The sequence below is a fragment of the Caballeronia sp. GAWG1-1 genome (assembly GCF_023631465.1).
GTDB lineage: Bacteria > Pseudomonadota > Gammaproteobacteria > Burkholderiales > Burkholderiaceae > Caballeronia.
The window spans coordinates 1-16,194 of sequence record NZ_JALQDB010000020.1; the positions used below are offsets into that span (position 1 = coordinate 1).

The following is a 16,194-nucleotide window of genomic DNA, read 5'->3' on the forward strand; positions in this document are numbered from 1 at the left end:
TGCGTCGCTGCATCCGCAGCAGAGAAACGAGATTATGTACGTCGTTTCAGTTACTGTCAACAAGAATTTGAAGCTTTTCTTATTGACTTGCCTTTCAGCTTCTTCAGACCACTGCGGAACATACAACCCGCTCAAACCAAACGGGTCGTGCGGACATCGCACGACCCGTCGACGTTAGTCTTGGTGCCGGCTGCAGGACTCGAACCCGCCACCTGATGATTACAAATCAACTGCTCTACCAGATGAGCTAAGCCGGCGAAGGACGGAATTCTACTTCATTTGACGACTTTGAGGTGCGATCGCCCAGATGATTTTGAAGCATCGTCATCCGAGCTTGCCGAAACGTCGTCGCTCGACGAAGTCCCGTCGGCGTCGGACAGTTCCTCTACCGCGTCTTCCACGATACTTTCGTCTCGCTCGACCGAATGCGGCGCGGTGCTCGCGCCCGACGCGTCGATAGCCGTTTGCGATGAAGGCTCGACGGGGAACGCCATTCCCTGCCCGTTCTCTCGTGCATAGATGGCCAGCACGTTCGTAACCTGCACTTCGATCTTGTGCGACTTACCCGAGAAACGCGCGCTGAATTCGATCCATTCGTTGCCCATCTGAAGCTGGCTCGTCGCCTCGAAACTGATGTTCAGCACGATTTCGTCGTTACGCACGAACTGACGCGGCACCCGCGTGGCGCCGTCGACCCGCACCGCGATGTGTGGGGTGAACCCGTTATCCGTGCACCACTCATAGAGCGCGCGCAGCAGATACGGCTTGGTGGAAATCTCTTGCATCAACTTTCCTCTACAGGAGCGCGGCGGGCGAAATGCGCGCCGCCGCGCTCCGATGCCCGCAAACTATCGACGCATCACCTTTTCGGAAGGCGTCAGCGCTTCAATATAGGCCGGACGGCTGAAAATGCGTTCGGCGTACTTCATCAACGGCGCAGCATTCTTCGACAACTCGATGCCGTAATGGTCCAGACGCCACAACAGCGGCGCGATGGCCACGTCGAGCATCGAGAACTCTTCGCCGAGCATGTACTTGTTCTTCAGGAAAATAGGCGCGAGCTGCGTAAGACGATCGCGGATTGCACTGCGCGCCTTCTCGTGGTTCTTCTCGGCGGCTTTGCCCTTCTCGTTTTCGAGCGTGCCGACGTGCACGAACAATTCTTTCTCGAAGTTCAGCAGGAACAGGCGCGCGCGGGCGCGTTGCACCGGATCGGCCGGCATGAGCTGCGGATGCGGGAACCGTTCGTCGATATATTCGTTGATGATGTTCGATTCATACAGGATCAGGTCACGCTCGACGAGGATCGGCACCTGACCGTATGGGTTCATGACCGCGATGTCTTCCGGCTTGTTGAACAGATCGACGTCGCGAATCTCGAAATCCATGCCCTTTTCGAACAACACCAGCCGGCAGCGCTGGGAGAACGGGCAAGTAGTGCCGGAATACAGAACCATCATGTCTTTAAAGTTCCTTCAGTAAACTCGAAAGGCCGGCCGCGACGCTTCCCGGGGAAACGCCGTCGTGCCGACCCACGCCGTCTAGGGCGCGCTATTTAATATCTTTCCAGTATGCCGCGTTCAGGCGCCATGCGAGGAAACTCAACAACGCCAGGAACAGCAGGACCCATACGCCGAGGCGCTTGCGAGTCTGCTGGGCGGGTTCGGACATCCACGAGAGGTACGAAACCAGATCGGCCACAGCATTATCATAATCCACGGAGGACATGGAACCCGGGCTAACCTGAGTGTAACCCACGAATCTCTTTACCTTTTCGCCGGTGTGCTCGTCGGTTTCGGTTTCGAATTTTGCATCGCGGAGACCCTGCATCGTCCACAGCACATGCGGCATGCCGACATTCTCGTACACGCGATTGTTCCAGCCGGTCGGCCGCGCCGGATCGCGATAAAACCCCCGCAAGTACGTGTACAACCAGTCCTTGCCACGCGCCCGCGCTTCGACCGACAAGTCCGGAGGCGACGCGCCGAACCACGCTTTCGCGTCTTCCGGGCGCATTGCAATGGACATCGTGTTGCCGATCTTGTCTGTCGAAAACAGCAGATTTTCCTGAACGTCCTGTGGCGTGATGCCGAGGTCGGTCAGCCGGTTGTACCGCATCAGATTGGCGCTGTGGCAATTCAGGCAGTAGTTTACAAAGATTTGGGCGCCGTGCTGCAACGAAGCAAAATTGTCCGCGTTATCGGGCGCGCGGTCGAGCACCGCTTCTTCCTGCGCGTACGCCGGCGCACTCGCGCCGAACGCGAACATCGCCGCGCCGATGATTGCCAGGGAACCGAGCCATTTTTTCATTGTGTTTGTCTCCGGACGAGTGCTCAGTGAGGTTTGAAAGTCACTCGCTCGGGCGGCGTCTTGAATCTGCCGCGCGGCGTCCAGAACGGCATGCCGAGGAAAAACGCGAAGTAGATCAGCGCGCAAACCTGCGCGATCAGCGTCCCCACCGGTGACGGCGGCCTCGTTCCCAAGAAGCCCAGCACGAGAAACACGACCACGAAGATGCCGTAGAACACTTTATGGAAAAACGGCCGGTAGCGAATGGACCTCACCGGACTGCGATCGAGCCAGGGCAGGAAAAAGAGCGATACGACCGCCGTGCCCATGACCACCACGCCCCAGAATTTCGACTCCGTCAGCGCCATGAAGACGATCACCGCGAGCGAGAGCACCGGCAAGCCGATCCGCCATCTGCCGCGCGCGCGCAACAGCGCAAAGAGGCCAAGCAGCGCGATGATGACCATCAGTACGATCTTGAACGGATCGGTGGTGGCGCGAAGCATCGCGTAGAAAGCCGTGAAGTACCAGACTGGCGCGATTTCAGGCGGCGTCTGCAACGGATTGGCCGGCACGAAGTTATTCGCTTCCAGGAAGTAGCCGCCCATCTCCGGCGCGAAGAAAATGATCGCCGCGAAGATCAGAAGGAAGACCGACACGCCCAGGAAGTCGTGCACCGAATAGTACGGATGGAACGGAATGCCATCGATAGGAATGCCGTTCGCGTCCTTCTTTGCCTTGATCTCGATGCCGTCCGGGTTGTTCGAGCCGACTTCGTGCAGCGCGACCAGATGCGCCACGACGAGGCCAATCAGCACGAGCGGAATCGCGATCACATGGAACGCGAAGAACCGGTTCAGCGTGACGTCCGACACGACGTAATCGCCGCGAATCCAGAGCGACAGATCCGGGCCGATGAAGGGAATCGCCGAGAACAGATTCACGATCACCTGCGCGCCCCAGAACGACATCTGCCCCCACGGCAAAAGATAGCCAAAGAACGCCTCGGCCATGAGGCACAGGAAAATTGCGCAGCCGAAAATCCACACCAGTTCGCGCGGCTTGCGATACGAGCCGTACATCAGCCCGCGAAACATGTGCAGATAGACGACGACGAAGAACATCGAAGCGCCTGTCGAATGCATGTAGCGAATGAGCCAGCCCCACGGCACCTCGCGCATGATGTATTCGACCGATGCAAACGCGAGCGTCGCATCGGGCTTGTAGTTCATGACGAGAAAGATGCCCGTGACGATCTGAAGCACGAGCACGAGCAGCGCGAGCGAGCCGAAGAAGTACCAGAAGTTGAAGTTCTTCGGCGCGTAGTACTCGGAAACGTGCTGCTTCCACGTCGCGGTGAGCGGAAATCGCCGGTCGATCCAGCCGATCAGGCCCGTCGTCTCCACATCCTTGTCTGCGGTCGCCATTAAGCCTCTCCCTTTTCGTCCTTGCCGATCACGAGTTGCGTCGCGGAAGTGAACATGTACGGAGGCACGTCCAGATTTTGCGGCGCGGGCTTGTTCTTGAAGACGCGGCCCGCCATGTCATAGGTCGAGCCGTGGCACGGGCAGAGAAAACCGCCGGGCCAGTTATCGGGAAGATTGGGTTGGGCGCCTTCGGTGAAACGCGGGGTCGGCGTGCAGCCCAGATGCGTGCACACGGCCACCGCCACGAAAATGTTCTTGTGATCGGTGCGGGAACGGAACTCGTTGTTGCAGTACTCCGGCAACGGCATCGAGAATTCCATCTTCGATTTCGGATCGGCCACTTCGGTGTCGGCTTTCTTGACGTCCGAAAGCATTTCGTCGGTGCGGTTGACGATCCACACAGGCTTGCCGCGCCACGCGACGGTCATCATTTCGCCGGGCTTGAGTCCGCTGATATCGACCTCGACCGGCGCGCCTGCCGCCTTCGCCTTTTCCGACGGAGCGAACGACCCTACAAACGGAATTACTGTTGCTACACCTCCGACACCACCTGCTACGGTCGTCGCTATCAGCCAGGTACGGCGGCTACCGTCAACGCGCCCATCGTGCTTATCGTCCTTGTCTCGCATCACACGCCCCACTTCTGAGTTGGATTTATACCGTCACATCAGTGTTCCGTCGCTAGTGTGCGCGAATGGAGTTGGCATTTACAAGGCCCGAATAGGAAAAATCACTCCAAGTGATTGTTCTTTCCGGGTTTTCCCGCACGTTTTCGCGCCATCTTGTGAAGCAATCATTTAAGGCAACTGCAAGGCCGATTAAAACGATAATCGGCGCAAAACATTTATACCGGATTGTCGATATCGATAAACACGTGCTCGATGTCGAATTCTTCCGACAGGTGATTACCCAGCGCCTGGACGCCGTAGCGCTCGGTCGCGTGATGGCCCGCCGCGATGTAGGCCACGCCCGATTCCGCCGCAATGTGCATGGTCTGCTCGGAGACTTCGCCGCTGACGTAGACATCCGCGCCCGCCGCGATGGCTTCTTCGAAGTATCCTTGCGCGCCGCCCGTGCACCACGCGACGCGACGCAGTTCGCGGTCTGAATCGCCGAATACGAGCGGCTTGCGGCCGAGCGCGTTTTCGACCGTTGCGGTGAAGTGTTCGAGCGAGAGCGGCATGGTGAGCGGCGCGATCCACCCGAGATCCTGGCCTGCAAAACGGCCGTCCGCGATCAAGCCGAGGCGCGCGCCGAGCTGCGCGTTGTTGCCGAACTCCGGATGCGAATCGAGCGGCAAATGATAGGCAAACAGGTTGATATCGTTGGCGATAAGCGTGCGGATTCGCTGATACTTGCGTCCCGTCAACTGCGGCGCCTCATTGCGCCAGAAGTAGCCGTGATGCACGAGTACCGTGTCCGCGCCCCACTCGAGCGCGGCTTCGAGAAAGGCGAGCGAGGCCGTCACGCCGGTTGCGATCTTCTGAACCCGGCGCGCGCCTTCCACCTGTAGACCGTTCGGGCAATAGTCCTTGAAGCGGCCGATTTCCAGCAGATTGTTCAGATACAATTCGAGTTCGATCCGATCCATGAATTCCTCTATCCCTTCAAATGCTTAGACGCTTCTGGCTATTTTTTGCCCAAGCGGTCACCGTGATTTTGGCCCTGATGTTCATCATCGCGACCTTGAAACCGCAGTGGCTTCAACGTCAGGGCCAATTCGGCAAGCAACTCGCCGAACCAATAGTCGCGCTGCAGGAAGTGGCGCCGAGCATAGGCTCGCGACCGCTTCAATCTTCCTATGCCGAAGGCGCGCAAAAGGCCATGCCCGCTGTGGTCAACGTCTTTTCCAGCAAGGACGGCAATCTGCCGCCGGACCCGCGCGCCAAAGACCCGCTGTTCCGCTACTTCTTCGGCGATAAAAACAAGCGCAAGAGTGACGAGCCGCCAGCGTCGAATCTCGGCTCGGGTGTCATCGTCAGCTCGGAAGGTTACATTCTAACGAACCAGCATGTCGTCGATGGCGCCGATCAAATCGAAGTCGCGCTTGCCGACGGCCGCACGTCCAGCGCGAAGGTAATCGGCGTCGATCCGGAAACCGATCTCGCCGTGCTCAAGATCAACATGACGAATCTGCCGACCATCACGCTCGGCCGCATGGACCAAACGCGCGTCGGCGATGTCGTGCTGGCTATCGGCAATCCGTTCGGCGTCGGGCAGACGGTAACCATGGGCATTGTGAGCGCGCTCGGGCGCAATCACCTCGGCATCAACACGTTCGAGAACTTCATTCAGACCGACGCGGCAATCAACCCCGGCAACTCGGGCGGCGCGCTCGTCGACGTGAACGGCAATCTGCTCGGCATCAACACGGCGATTTATTCGCGCAGCGGCGGCTCACTGGGAATCGGCTTTGCGATCCCGGTGTCGACGGCGCGCAGCGTGCTCGAGAGCATCATCACGACGGGCACGGTCACGCGCGGCTGGATTGGCGTGGAGCCGCAGGACGTGACGCCGGAGATCGCGGAATCGTTCGGGCTCGACCAAAAATCTGGCGCCATCGTGGCCGGCGTGCTGCAAGGCGGCCCGGCGGACAAGGCAGGCATCAAGCCGGGCGACATTCTCGTCAGCATCAACGACGACACCATCACCGACACCACGCGCCTCCTGAACGTGGTCGCGCAGATCAAACCGGGCACGTCGGTGAAAGTTCATTTAATGCGCAAGAACAAGGAACTCGATATCAACGTGACTATCGGCAAGCGCCCGGCTCAGCCGCGCGCGCCACAGTTACCGGAAGACGAGGATCAAGGAAACGATCAGGGCGACGAATAAACTCGGTTCTCCGTTGAAAACAAAAAGGCAGCTTCGGTAATCGAAGCTGCCTTTTTTGCGCATCCGACATTTCACTGCCGCGGCAATACGCCGCACCTACTCGGCCGTCGCCTCTTCGCTTTTGATTGGCTGCTTTCCAACCACCAGCCGCGCCGCAATAATCCCCGCTTCGTAGAGAATGATGAGCGGAATGGCCAGGATCAGTTGCGAGAAAACGTCTGGCGGGGTAACGACCGCCGAAATGACGAACGCGCCGACAATCACATACGGGCGAATCTGCTTGAGCTTCTGAATGGACACGACACCCATGCGCGCCAGCAACACGACGACGATCGGCACTTCGAACGTTACGCCGAATGCGAGGAACATCGTGAGCACGAAGCTCAGGTAGTTGTCGATATCCGTGGTCATCTCCGCGCCGAGCGGCGCGTTGTAATGCGCCATCACGCGAAAGATGGTCGGAAACACGACGAAATACGCGAAAGCCATGCCGCAAAGAAAGAGCGCGTAGCTGCTGAACACGAGCGGCGCGACGAGCTTCTTCTCGTGCTGGTACAAACCCGGCGCCACGAACGCCCAAAGCTGATACAGCACAAGCGGCAGCGCGATGACGAATGCGACGAGCATGGTCACCTTCATGGGCACGAAGAACGAGCCGGTCACGTCGGTGACGATCATCTTGCCGTCGGCCGGCAGGTTCTGCATCAGCGGCCGGGCCAGTAACTTGAAGATGTCCGGCGCCCAGTACACCAGCGAGACGAACACCACGATAACCGAAGCGCCCGCTTTGATGATGCGGTCACGCAATTCGACCAGATGCGAAATGAACGTCTCTTCGACGGGCTCGTCTTTATTTTGTAGCGGGTCGCTCACGCCGGCCCTCGGTATGGATCATCGATGAAAGGAAGTGGCCCGGATCAGAAAAACCGGGTCGGGCGGCGCAAGGTTTCTGGCGTGTGGCGCGCAACGCGAGCCGCGCCAGATTGAACCCGCGTGCGGCGCAGATTCGTTCGCTTGTACCAGTTGGGGATGGCGCTTTGTTTGACGCGCCAGTTCTTGCGCGCCGCCCGGATGCCCGATGTGCGCATCCACGGTTTGTCCGTGACCGCCGCGCTGCCGCCGATCGCCTCGGCCTCTTCTCTCGCGACGCTCGGCGACACGGACGTGCCCTGGCTCCACGCGTCGTTCAATTCGGCTTCGTGGCGCTTCAGGTTGTCGTGAATCGACGTTTCGACGTTCGACGCAGCGGTTTCGAAGTCGGTGCGCATCTTCTTAAGCTCGTCGAGTTCCATCTCGCGCGCCACTTCGGATTTGACGTCGTTGATATAGCGCTGCGCGCGCCCGAACAGTGCGCCGGCCGTGCGCGCAACCCCGGGCAGGCGCTCAGGCCCAAGCACCACGAGCGCCACGACGCCAATCAGCGCCATCTTGGTCAGACCGAGATCGAGCATTGAAGAGTAAGTGAAAGATTGCGGTCGATGACCGGATTAGCGATAGTCGCCCGAACGGGTCTTGTCCTTCGCTTCCACGTCAACCGCACCGTTGCGCGGCAGCTCGCGCGGATCGGTGGTCGAAGCCGGCTGCTCACCATCGCGCATGCCTTCCTTGAAGCCCTTGACCGCGCCGCCCAAATCGCCACCGATGTTGCGCAGTTTCTTCGTGCCGAAGACGAGCGCCACGATCAAAAGGACGATCAACCAATGCCAAATGCTCAACGAACCCATGAATGAAAATTCTCCGTAATTCCGCCGCAACGGCTTTGTGCGAACGGAAGATCGGCCTTGCGGCCCGCGCCGAAAAAGTCACTTCGGCTATGAATACCGATTCTGCGCGTCCAATATTGCATTGGAAAGGCGTTTGCCGACAAAATTTGCGGTTTTCAGCCCATCCGGCGCCACGGACGCTCTCCTGCCAGCAAATGCGCGTGGATGTGATAAACCTCCTGTCCACCGCCCGGCCCCGTGTTGATCACCGTCCGGAATCCCGTCTCGCCGTCCGTGTAGGAGACGCCGAGATCTTTTGCCAGACGACCAACGAGACTTACCATTCTACCAAGCAGCGGCGCGTCGCTTTCCGTGCAGTGCGACAGCGTTTCAATGTGCTTCCGGGGAATGACGAGCACGTGAACCGGCGCGGCCGGATTGATGTCGTTGAAGGCGACAAACTCGTCGTCCTCATAGAGCTTCGTGCTTGGCAGTTGTCCTGACGCAATCTTGCAGAAAATGCAGTTGTCTTGGCTCATGAAATTCCCGTGTCTCCCGTTGCCAGGCGTTGCCGTTCAAAACCACGCGCGTGGGTCGAACGTTTTTCCTTCATAGAGATACAGCCAACCTTTGATGACGCGATAAAGCGTCCAGATGCCGACCGCGAAAAGAATCACAAAGCCGATCCCGACGAAAATGAGCGCCGCGCCAACCAGATGTCCGAGGACAGCCCACCAGAACGTGCGTATCTGCCAGGTGAAATGGGCTTCGTAAGGCGTTCCGACGGTATCGCCGCGTTTCAGATAATTGATGATGATCGCGACGAGCACGGTCAACCCGCCCGTTAGCCAATAGAGCGCGTAAAGTGCATACAAAACATGCGTGAGCGTCTTGAGGCTGCTCAGCCGCTGCGGGTCGAGCTGATTCTGATACACCGGCGGCGGGTACTGTTCGTGAGGCGTATTCACGGGGCCCTCCTTCGCAATGGGCGTCTCGTCAGCTGCCGTTTTGCTCGCGCTCGCGCGTTTTGCGCAGCGCTTTTTCTTCGATACCCGACAAACCTTCGCGCCGTTCCAACTCGGCGATCACGTCGGCGGGGCTCAGGTCGAAATGCGACAGCATCACGAGACAATGGAACCACAGGTCGGCGACTTCCCCGACGAGCGCTTTCGGCGCGCCGCCCTGGCGCGCATCCTTCGCGGCGAGTACGACTTCCGTCGCTTCCTCGCCAATCTTCTTCAGAATCGCGTCGTCACCTTTATGAAAGAGTCGCGAAACGTAGGATTGTTCCGGATCGCCGCCTTTTCGACCGTCGATAACCGCGGCGAGGCGCAGCAGCGTGTCCTGCGTGGTGGTTTGCGTCATTTGTAAATACTTTCGGGGTCTTTCAGGACCGGCTCGACTGCGACCCACGCGCCGTCTTGCGCCGTTCCTTCGAATTTCTGGAAAAAGCAGGAATGACGGCCGGTGTGGCACGCGATCCCCGATACCTGTTCGACTTTGAGCAGCACGACGTCTTCGTCGCAATCGAGCCGCACTTCGTGCACATGCTGAACGTGCCCCGATTCCTCGCCCTTGAACCACAGGCGCTGACGCGAACGCGAAAAATAGACGGCGCGCTTCAGTTCGATGGTTTTGGCGAGCGCCTCGCGATTCATCCAGGCGAACATGAGCACGTCGTTGCTCGACGCTTCCTGCGCGATCACCGGCACGAGGCCGTTCGCGTCCCAGTTCACCTTGTCGAGCCAATCGGCTTGATCCGTCACCGTCAATTCCTCACCGAAATGCCTTGCTCGGCCATGAAGCGCTTGGCTTCGCCGACCGTGTGTTCGCCATAGTGAAAGATGCTCGCGGCCAGAACGGCGTCGGCGCGGCCTTCCGTGATGCCATCCGCCAGATGCTTGAGCGTACCGACGCCGCCCGAAGCGATCACCGGCACGGGAACGGCGTCCGACACGGCGCGCGTGAGCGCGAGGTCGAAGCCGGACTTGGTGCCGTCGCGATCCATGCTGGTCAGCAGAATTTCGCCCGCGCCGAATTCGGCCATCTTGCGCGCCCATTCGATCGCGTCGATGCCCGTTGCCTTGCGCCCGCCGTGCGTGAACACTTCCCAGCGCGGCGGCTCGCCATCGGCGGAAACGCGCTTGGCGTCGATGGCAACGACGATGCATTGCGAACCGTGCTTGTCGGATGCATCGCGTACGAGTTGCGGATTCGCCACCGCCGACGAATTCATGCTGATCTTGTCCGCGCCGGCGTTGAGCAGACGCCGCACGTCTTCGACGGCGCGCACGCCGCCACCGACGGTCAGCGGAATGAACACCTGTGACGCGACCGATTCGATGATCGGCAAAATGAGGTCGCGCTGGTCGGAAGTCGCGGTGATGTCGAGGAACGTGAGTTCGTCCGCGCCTTGGTCGTCGTAACGTCGCGCGATCTCCACGGGATCGCCCGCGTCGCGCAGTTCGACGAAGTTGACCCCTTTGACGACGCGCCCGGCGGTCACGTCGAGACAGGGGATGATGCGTTTAGCGAGAGCCATGTTCCGCCACTGCAGGTCCAAAACGAATGAAGGGCGGCAAAAGCCGCCGCCCGGCGTGCTGCAACGTGCTCGCGCCCGAAAGAGCCTCAGGCGCCGTCCGCTTCGCGCAACGCATCCGCGCGCGTTTGCGCGGAAGTGAAGTCCAGGTCGCCGGAATAGATGGCGCGACCGCAGATCACGCCTTCGATGCCTTCGCCCTCGACTTCGCAGAGCGACTCGATGTCCGCGATGCTCGACAGTCCGCCGCTCGCGATAACAGGAATCTTCACGGCTTGCGCGAGCCGCACGGTGGCGTCGATATTGATGCCCTGAAGCATGCCGTCGCGCCCGATGTCCGTGTAGATGATCGACTCGCAGCCGTAGTCTTCGAACTTGCGCCCGAGATCCACTACTTCGTGGCCGGTCAGTTTGCTCCAGCCGTCGGTGGCGACTTTGCCGTCCTTGGCGTCGAGCCCGACGATGATATGCCCCCCGAACGCGCTGCACGCATCCTGCAGGAAGCCGGGATTCTTCACCGCCGCCGTGCCGATGATGACGAACGAGAGACCGTCGTCGAGATAGCGCTCGATGGTGTTCAGGTCGCGAATGCCGCCGCCTAGTTGCACGGGAATCTCGCTACCCACTTCGTCGATGATTGCGCGGATAGCGTCGCCGTTCCTCGGCTTGCCCGCGAAGGCGCCGTTCAGATCGACGAGGTGTAGTCTGCGCGCCCCTCGGTCGACCCAGTGCCGGGCCATTGCCGCCGGATCTTCTGAAAAAATGGTCGCCTGGTCCATATCGCCTTGTTTGAGGCGCACGCACTGACCGTCTTTGAGATCGATGGCCGGAATGAGCAGCATAGGTATCGCGTATTTTCTGGATTGAGTTGATCGAAACGGCCACGCGTGAGGTCTCGGTGCCTTACAGCGGGCCGCTTCGCTAGTGTAGTACAAGTATTGCAACGCCCGGTTGCGCGCTTTACGGGTTCCAGTGAACGAAGTTGCGATACAGCCGCAAGCCCGCGTCGGCGCTCTTCTCGGGGTGGAATTGCGTGGCGAAGATGTTGTCGCGCGCCACCGCCGATGTGAACGCGGAACCATAAACGGTTTCGCCCGAAGTGTGCGCCAGGTTGTCCGGCACGACGTAGTAACTATGCACGAAGTAGAAGAACGCGCCATCCGCCACGCCGTCCCACACCGGATGCGCTTGCGTCTGACGCACGCGGTTCCAGCCCATTTGCGGGACCTTGAAGCGCGAGCCGTCGTCCTGCAACTGGCCTTCGAGTTGAAAGCGCACGACCTTGCCGGGGAAAAGCCCGAGGCCCTTCGTGTCGCCTTCTTCGCTCCAGTCGAACAGCATCTGTTCGCCGACGCAAACGCCGAGCATCGGCTTGTTGCGCGACGCTTCGATCACCGCATCCTGCAAGCCCGACGCGCCCAAATGGCCCATGCAATCGCGCATCGCGCCTTGACCCGGCAGCACGATACGATCCGCCGCGCGAATGGCCTCGGGCTGATCGACGATCGCCACGTCGGCGTCGGGCGCGGCCTTCTTAAGCGCCTGATACACCGAGCGCAGGTTGCCCATTCCGTAATCAACAATCGCTATCGAAGTTTTCATTTCAAAGATGGCATCAAGGCCTTCAACCCGTTGACGATGAACTCCACCGCCAGCGCGGACAACATCAAACCCATGAGACGCGTGCCGATATTGATACCCGTGCGCCCGACCCAGCGCGCGATCGGCTCGGCCAGATTCAACGCGCCGAAACACAACGCTGCGATGATCGCGCCCAGCACGACGAGCCCGAAGCGGTCGTACCAATGCTGCGCATTTGCAGCATAGACGATCACGGTGCTGATCGATCCCGGCCCGGTGAGCAGCGGAATCGCGAGCGGCACAACGGCAACGCTATTGCGCTCCTCGGCTTCCATGCGCTCCTCGACGGTCGAGCGCGCGTTGCCGACTTGCGCGTTCAACATGCTGATCGCCATGAGCAGCATGATGATCCCGCCGCCGACTTCGAACGAACCGACCGAAATGCCGAAGAACGCGATGATCTGCTGCCCGAGCAGCGCGGTGATCGCGATTACGCAGAACACCGAGATCGATGCCACGCGGATGGTGTTGCGCTTTTCGAGATCGGATTGTTGCGCGGTCAGGCTAAGAAAAAACGGTATCGCGCCGACCGGATTGATCAGCGCGAGCAAGGATATGAACGACTTGAAGAGATCCATCGCGGGCGAGCCTTTCGTGCGCGACGCATTGCTGCGTCGCTTGGAACGGGCTGATCAGAGACTGCCTTTGGTGGAAGGAATTTGTCCTGCGGCGCGTTCGTCGGCTTCGACGGCCATGCGCAACGCGCGGCCGAACGCCTTGAACACGGTCTCGACTTGATGATGCGCGTTGATGCCGCGCAGATTGTCGATGTGCAGCGTCACGCCCGCGTGATTCACGAAGCCACGGAAAAATTCGATGGTGAGATCGACATCGAACGTACCGATGCGCGCGCGCGTAAACGGCACATGGAATTCGAGGCCCGGACGGCCGGAGAAATCGATCACGACGCGCGACAGCGCTTCATCGAGCGGAACATACGAGTGGCCATAACGGCGAATGCCCTTGCGGTCGCCAATGGCTTTCGCCACCGCCTGACCCAGCGTGATACCGGTGTCTTCGACGGTGTGGTGATCGTCGATATGGAGGTCGCCATGCGCTTCGACTTCGAGATCGAACAGGCCGTGTCGCGCGATCTGATCGAGCATGTGATCCAGAAACGGCACGCCGGTGGCGAGCTTCTGCTTGCCGGTGCCGTCCAGATCGAGCTTCACACGGATCTGCGTTTCGCTGGTGTTGCGAACGACTTCCGCAATGCGCATGGTGTTTCCTTGAGGCTTTCGAAGAGTGGGGATTTAGTTGAGCGCGAGCTTTTTGAGCGCCGCGACCATGTGCGCGTTTTCCTCGGCCGTGCCGACCGTCAAACGCACGCAATTTGCCAGCAAAGCATGCATTTTACTCACGTTTTTGACGAGAACCCGCGAAGTCAGCAGGGTTTCGAACGCGACGGCGGCATCCGGCACGCGCACGAGCAGAAAGTTGCCCGCGCTCGGATACACCGTCATGCCGGGCAGCGCGGCGACTTCGCGCGCGAGGACGGCGCGCTGCGCGCGCAGATCGGCGGCCTGGGCGTCGAGGACATCGAGATGATCCAGCAGGAAATCAGCGGTTGCCTGCGTTAGCACGTTGATGTTGTACGGCGGGCGCACCTTGTCGAATTGCATGGTCCACGCGGGCAGACCGACCAGATAACCGAGCCGGATGCCCGCAAGTCCGAGCTTCGACACCGTGCGCATGACGACCACGTTGTCATACTCGGCCGCGCGCGGCAGCCACGTCTTTTCCGCGAACGGCTGATAAGCCTCGTCGATGACCACGAGACTCTTCTTCGCCGACGCGATCACGCGCTCGATGTCGGCATTGGCGTAAAGCGTGCCGGTCGGATTGTTCGGGTACGCGAGATAAACGAGCGCGGGCTGATGTTCGTCGATAGCCGCGATGAGCGCGTTTGCGTCTAGCGTGAAGTCCGCGTTGAGCGGCACGCCGATGAATTCGAGCTGCGCGAACTTCGCCGACATCTGATACATCACGAAGCCCGGCACCGGCGCCACGACTTTCGCGCCGGGCGTGGCGCACGCCATCGACATCATGCTGATCAGTTCGTCCGAGCCGTTGCCGAGCAGCACGTCGCAGGCTTCCGGCACCTTCATTGCACGCTTGATCTTGGCGAGCAGGTCCGCCGGACGCGGCGATGGATAACGGTTCAGCGCCACGCCCGCGAGATGTTCGCCAAGACGCTTGGCGAGATCGGCGGGCAAGGAGTACGGGTTTTCCATCGCGTCGAGCTTGATCAAGCCCGTGGAATCGGCCACGGGATAGCTCGTCATGGAAAGGACGTCGGGACGCAGGATGTCTTGAGGTGTGGTCATGATGTCGCCGACGTCTTTGCGCCGGACATATGGCGGCTCTCAGGCCGCCTTGGTCGTCTAAGCCGGCCAGATTCAGCCGACGTTTTTCATCCGATACTCCGCGCTCTTCGCATGCGCTTGCAAACCTTCGCCGTAAGCCAGTTCCGCCGCGATCTCGCCGAGCGTCTGCGCGCCTTCCGCGCTCACTTCGATCACACTCGAACGCTTCATGAAATCGTACACGCCGAGCGGCGACGAGAAGCGCGCCGTGCGTGAAGTCGGCAACACGTGGTTCGGGCCCGCGCAGTAATCGCCGAGGCTTTCGCTCGTGTAGCGGCCGAGGAACATGGCGCCCGCGTTGTGGATCTGCGCAGCCCACTGATGCGGATCGAGCGCCGAAATCTCCAGATGCTCGGGCGCGATATCGTTCGCGATCGCGCACGCTTCGGCCATGTCCTTCACCTTGATGAGCGCGCCGCGGTCTTCGAGCGAGCGCTGAATGACTTCGCGGCGCGGCATGGCCGGCAGCAATTCGACGATGGCTTCTTCGACGCGCCGAATGAACGCCGCGTCCGGACACAGCAGAATGGATTGCGCGAGTTCGTCGTGTTCGGCTTGCGAGAACAGGTCCATCGCGACCCAGCGCGGGTCGGTGGTGGCGTCGCAGATGACGAGAATTTCGGACGGCCCGGCGATCATGTCGATACCGACCGTGCCGAACACGCGCCGCTTCGCCGATGCGACATACGCGTTGCCCGGCCCGCAGATCTTGTCGACCGCCGGCACGGATTCGGTCCCGTACGCCAGCGCGCCAACCGCCTGCGCCCCGCCGATGGTGAACACGCGGTCCACGCCGCCGAGCAGCGCCGCCGCGAGCACGAGCGGGTTCTTGACGCCATCGGGCGTCGGCACGACCATCACGATTTCCTTGACGCCCGCGACGCGCGCCGGAATGGCGTTCATCAGCACGGACGACGGATACGCCGCCTTCCCGCCCGGCACGTAGATGCCCGCGCGATCGATCGGCGTCACCTTCTGGCCGAGCACCGTGCCGTCGGCTTCGGTGTAATGCCAGCTATGACTGCCGCATTCGATGCGTTGCTTCTCGTGATATCCGCGCACGCGAGCAGCCGCTGCTTCGAGCGCCGCGCGACGTTTCGGCTCAAGCCCTTCCAGCGCGGCTTCGAGTTCCGCCACGGGCAATTCGAGCGCCGCGACGCTGTGCGCCTTCAGACGATCGAACTGGTTGGTGTAGTCGAGCACGGCGGCGTCGCCGCGCGCTTTGACATCCGCGAGAATTTGCGCGACCGAGCGCTCTATTGCTTCGTCCTCGCTCGCCTCGAATGCGAGAACCGCGCGCAAAGCTTTCTGAAAACCGTCGGTGCTGGAATCGAGTTTGCGAATCTTGATAGACATGCTGGTTTTCCGTTTGCTGTGGCTCGCCGCGCGACTAC

The 16,194-nt window shown here is 60.4% G+C and carries 22 protein-coding genes and 1 tRNA gene; 2 read left to right on the forward strand and 21 right to left on the reverse strand.

The window, feature by feature from the left end; genetic code table 11:
• On the forward strand, positions 1-216 hold a 216-nt coding region (locus NCT03_RS12430), incomplete at its 5' end, for a hypothetical protein (RefSeq protein WP_250465796.1).
• Here NCT03_RS12430 and NCT03_RS12435 read toward each other — a convergent pair.
• From NCT03_RS12435 to NCT03_RS12465, 7 genes are all read right to left on the reverse strand, one after another.
• Positions 182-257: transfer RNA gene (locus tag NCT03_RS12435), tRNA-Thr, on the reverse strand. The genes NCT03_RS12430 and NCT03_RS12435 overlap by 35 nt on opposite strands.
• An 18-nt stretch (positions 258-275) precedes the next feature.
• A complete protein-coding gene (locus tag NCT03_RS12440) occupies positions 276-785 on the reverse strand; it encodes a ClpXP protease specificity-enhancing factor (protein WP_250465797.1) in 510 nt (169 codons plus the stop codon).
• 63 nt (positions 786-848) lie between these two features.
• Positions 849-1,460 (reverse strand): glutathione S-transferase N-terminal domain-containing protein, encoded by a 612-nt coding sequence (locus NCT03_RS12445; protein WP_008344155.1) that lies wholly within the window; start codon positions 1,458-1,460, stop codon positions 849-851.
• Between the two features lie 91 nt (positions 1,461-1,551).
• On the reverse strand, positions 1,552-2,310 hold the full coding sequence (locus NCT03_RS12450) for a cytochrome c1 (protein ID WP_250465800.1): 759 nt from the start codon (positions 2,308-2,310) through the stop codon (positions 1,552-1,554).
• A 23-nt stretch (positions 2,311-2,333) separates the two neighbouring features.
• Positions 2,334-3,716: a cytochrome b gene (locus NCT03_RS12455; RefSeq protein WP_250465802.1), complete on the reverse strand. Its 1,383-nt coding sequence runs from the start codon at positions 3,714-3,716 to the stop codon at positions 2,334-2,336.
• Positions 3,716-4,345: a ubiquinol-cytochrome c reductase iron-sulfur subunit gene (gene petA / locus NCT03_RS12460; RefSeq protein WP_244828130.1), complete on the reverse strand. Its 630-nt coding sequence runs from the start codon at positions 4,343-4,345 to the stop codon at positions 3,716-3,718. The genes NCT03_RS12455 and petA overlap by 1 nt, the downstream gene beginning before the upstream one ends.
• 215 nt (positions 4,346-4,560) lie before the next feature.
• The gene (locus NCT03_RS12465; RefSeq protein WP_250465803.1) at positions 4,561-5,307 is read right to left on the reverse strand and encodes a Nif3-like dinuclear metal center hexameric protein; all 747 of its coding nucleotides are present in this window, start codon (positions 5,305-5,307) and stop codon (positions 4,561-4,563) included.
• A 20-nt stretch (positions 5,308-5,327) separates the two neighbouring features.
• Here NCT03_RS12465 and NCT03_RS12470 point away from each other — a divergent pair, with 20 nt between their 5' ends.
• Complete coding sequence (locus NCT03_RS12470) at positions 5,328-6,551, forward strand: S1C family serine protease (protein WP_244826361.1); 1,224 nt, start codon at positions 5,328-5,330, stop codon at positions 6,549-6,551.
• A gap of 96 nt (positions 6,552-6,647) precedes the next feature.
• On the opposite strand, the gene tatC is transcribed toward NCT03_RS12470, so the two are convergent.
• From tatC to hisD, 14 genes are all read right to left on the reverse strand, one after another.
• Entirely contained in the window at positions 6,648-7,424 is a 777-nt protein-coding gene (gene tatC / locus NCT03_RS12475; protein ID WP_244826362.1) for a twin-arginine translocase subunit TatC, read from the reverse strand.
• Positions 7,425-7,468: 44 nt separating this feature from the next.
• Positions 7,469-8,002, reverse strand: a complete 534-nt coding sequence (gene tatB / locus NCT03_RS12480; protein ID WP_244826363.1) for a Sec-independent protein translocase protein TatB — start codon at positions 8,000-8,002, stop codon at positions 7,469-7,471.
• Positions 8,003-8,038: 36 nt separating this feature from the next.
• Positions 8,039-8,275 carry a Sec-independent protein translocase subunit TatA gene (gene tatA / locus NCT03_RS12485; protein ID WP_250465805.1) on the reverse strand — a complete coding sequence of 79 codons (237 nt, stop codon included), beginning with the start codon at positions 8,273-8,275 and terminating at the stop codon, positions 8,039-8,041.
• A 155-nt stretch (positions 8,276-8,430) separates the two neighbouring features.
• Entirely contained in the window at positions 8,431-8,793 is a 363-nt protein-coding gene (locus NCT03_RS12490) for a histidine triad nucleotide-binding protein (RefSeq protein ID WP_250465807.1), read from the reverse strand.
• Between the two features lie 36 nt (positions 8,794-8,829).
• Positions 8,830-9,222 (reverse strand): DUF4870 family protein, encoded by a 393-nt coding sequence (locus NCT03_RS12495; protein WP_244826366.1) that lies wholly within the window; start codon positions 9,220-9,222, stop codon positions 8,830-8,832.
• A gap of 28 nt (positions 9,223-9,250) precedes the next feature.
• The gene (locus tag NCT03_RS12500) at positions 9,251-9,619 is read right to left on the reverse strand and encodes a phosphoribosyl-ATP diphosphatase (protein ID WP_250465809.1); all 369 of its coding nucleotides are present in this window, start codon (positions 9,617-9,619) and stop codon (positions 9,251-9,253) included.
• Positions 9,616-10,020, reverse strand: a complete 405-nt coding sequence (gene hisI / locus NCT03_RS12505) for a phosphoribosyl-AMP cyclohydrolase (protein ID WP_244826368.1) — start codon at positions 10,018-10,020, stop codon at positions 9,616-9,618. The genes NCT03_RS12500 and hisI overlap by 4 nt, the downstream gene beginning before the upstream one ends.
• Positions 10,021-10,022: 2 nt before the next feature.
• Positions 10,023-10,796 (reverse strand): imidazole glycerol phosphate synthase subunit HisF, encoded by a 774-nt coding sequence (hisF, locus tag NCT03_RS12510; protein ID WP_244826369.1) that lies wholly within the window; start codon positions 10,794-10,796, stop codon positions 10,023-10,025.
• 86 nt (positions 10,797-10,882) lie between these two features.
• Entirely contained in the window at positions 10,883-11,635 is a 753-nt protein-coding gene (gene hisA / locus NCT03_RS12515) for a 1-(5-phosphoribosyl)-5-[(5-phosphoribosylamino)methylideneamino]imidazole-4-carboxamide isomerase (protein WP_244826370.1), read from the reverse strand.
• Positions 11,636-11,753: 118 nt separating this feature from the next.
• Positions 11,754-12,395 carry an imidazole glycerol phosphate synthase subunit HisH gene (gene hisH / locus NCT03_RS12520; RefSeq protein WP_250492752.1) on the reverse strand — a complete coding sequence of 214 codons (642 nt, stop codon included), beginning with the start codon at positions 12,393-12,395 and terminating at the stop codon, positions 11,754-11,756.
• Positions 12,392-13,012 (reverse strand): MarC family protein, encoded by a 621-nt coding sequence (locus tag NCT03_RS12525; RefSeq protein WP_244826372.1) that lies wholly within the window; start codon positions 13,010-13,012, stop codon positions 12,392-12,394. Before NCT03_RS12525 ends, hisH begins: the two co-directional genes overlap by 4 nt.
• Positions 13,013-13,066: 54 nt before the next feature.
• Positions 13,067-13,654 (reverse strand): imidazoleglycerol-phosphate dehydratase HisB, encoded by a 588-nt coding sequence (gene hisB, locus NCT03_RS12530; protein ID WP_244826373.1) that lies wholly within the window; start codon positions 13,652-13,654, stop codon positions 13,067-13,069.
• 33 nt (positions 13,655-13,687) lie between these two features.
• Positions 13,688-14,761: a histidinol-phosphate transaminase gene (gene hisC, locus NCT03_RS12535; RefSeq protein ID WP_250465811.1), complete on the reverse strand. Its 1,074-nt coding sequence runs from the start codon at positions 14,759-14,761 to the stop codon at positions 13,688-13,690.
• A 72-nt stretch (positions 14,762-14,833) separates the two neighbouring features.
• A complete protein-coding gene (hisD, locus tag NCT03_RS12540; RefSeq protein WP_244826375.1) occupies positions 14,834-16,156 on the reverse strand; it encodes a histidinol dehydrogenase in 1,323 nt (440 codons plus the stop codon).
• Between the last annotated feature and the right edge of the window lie 38 nt (positions 16,157-16,194).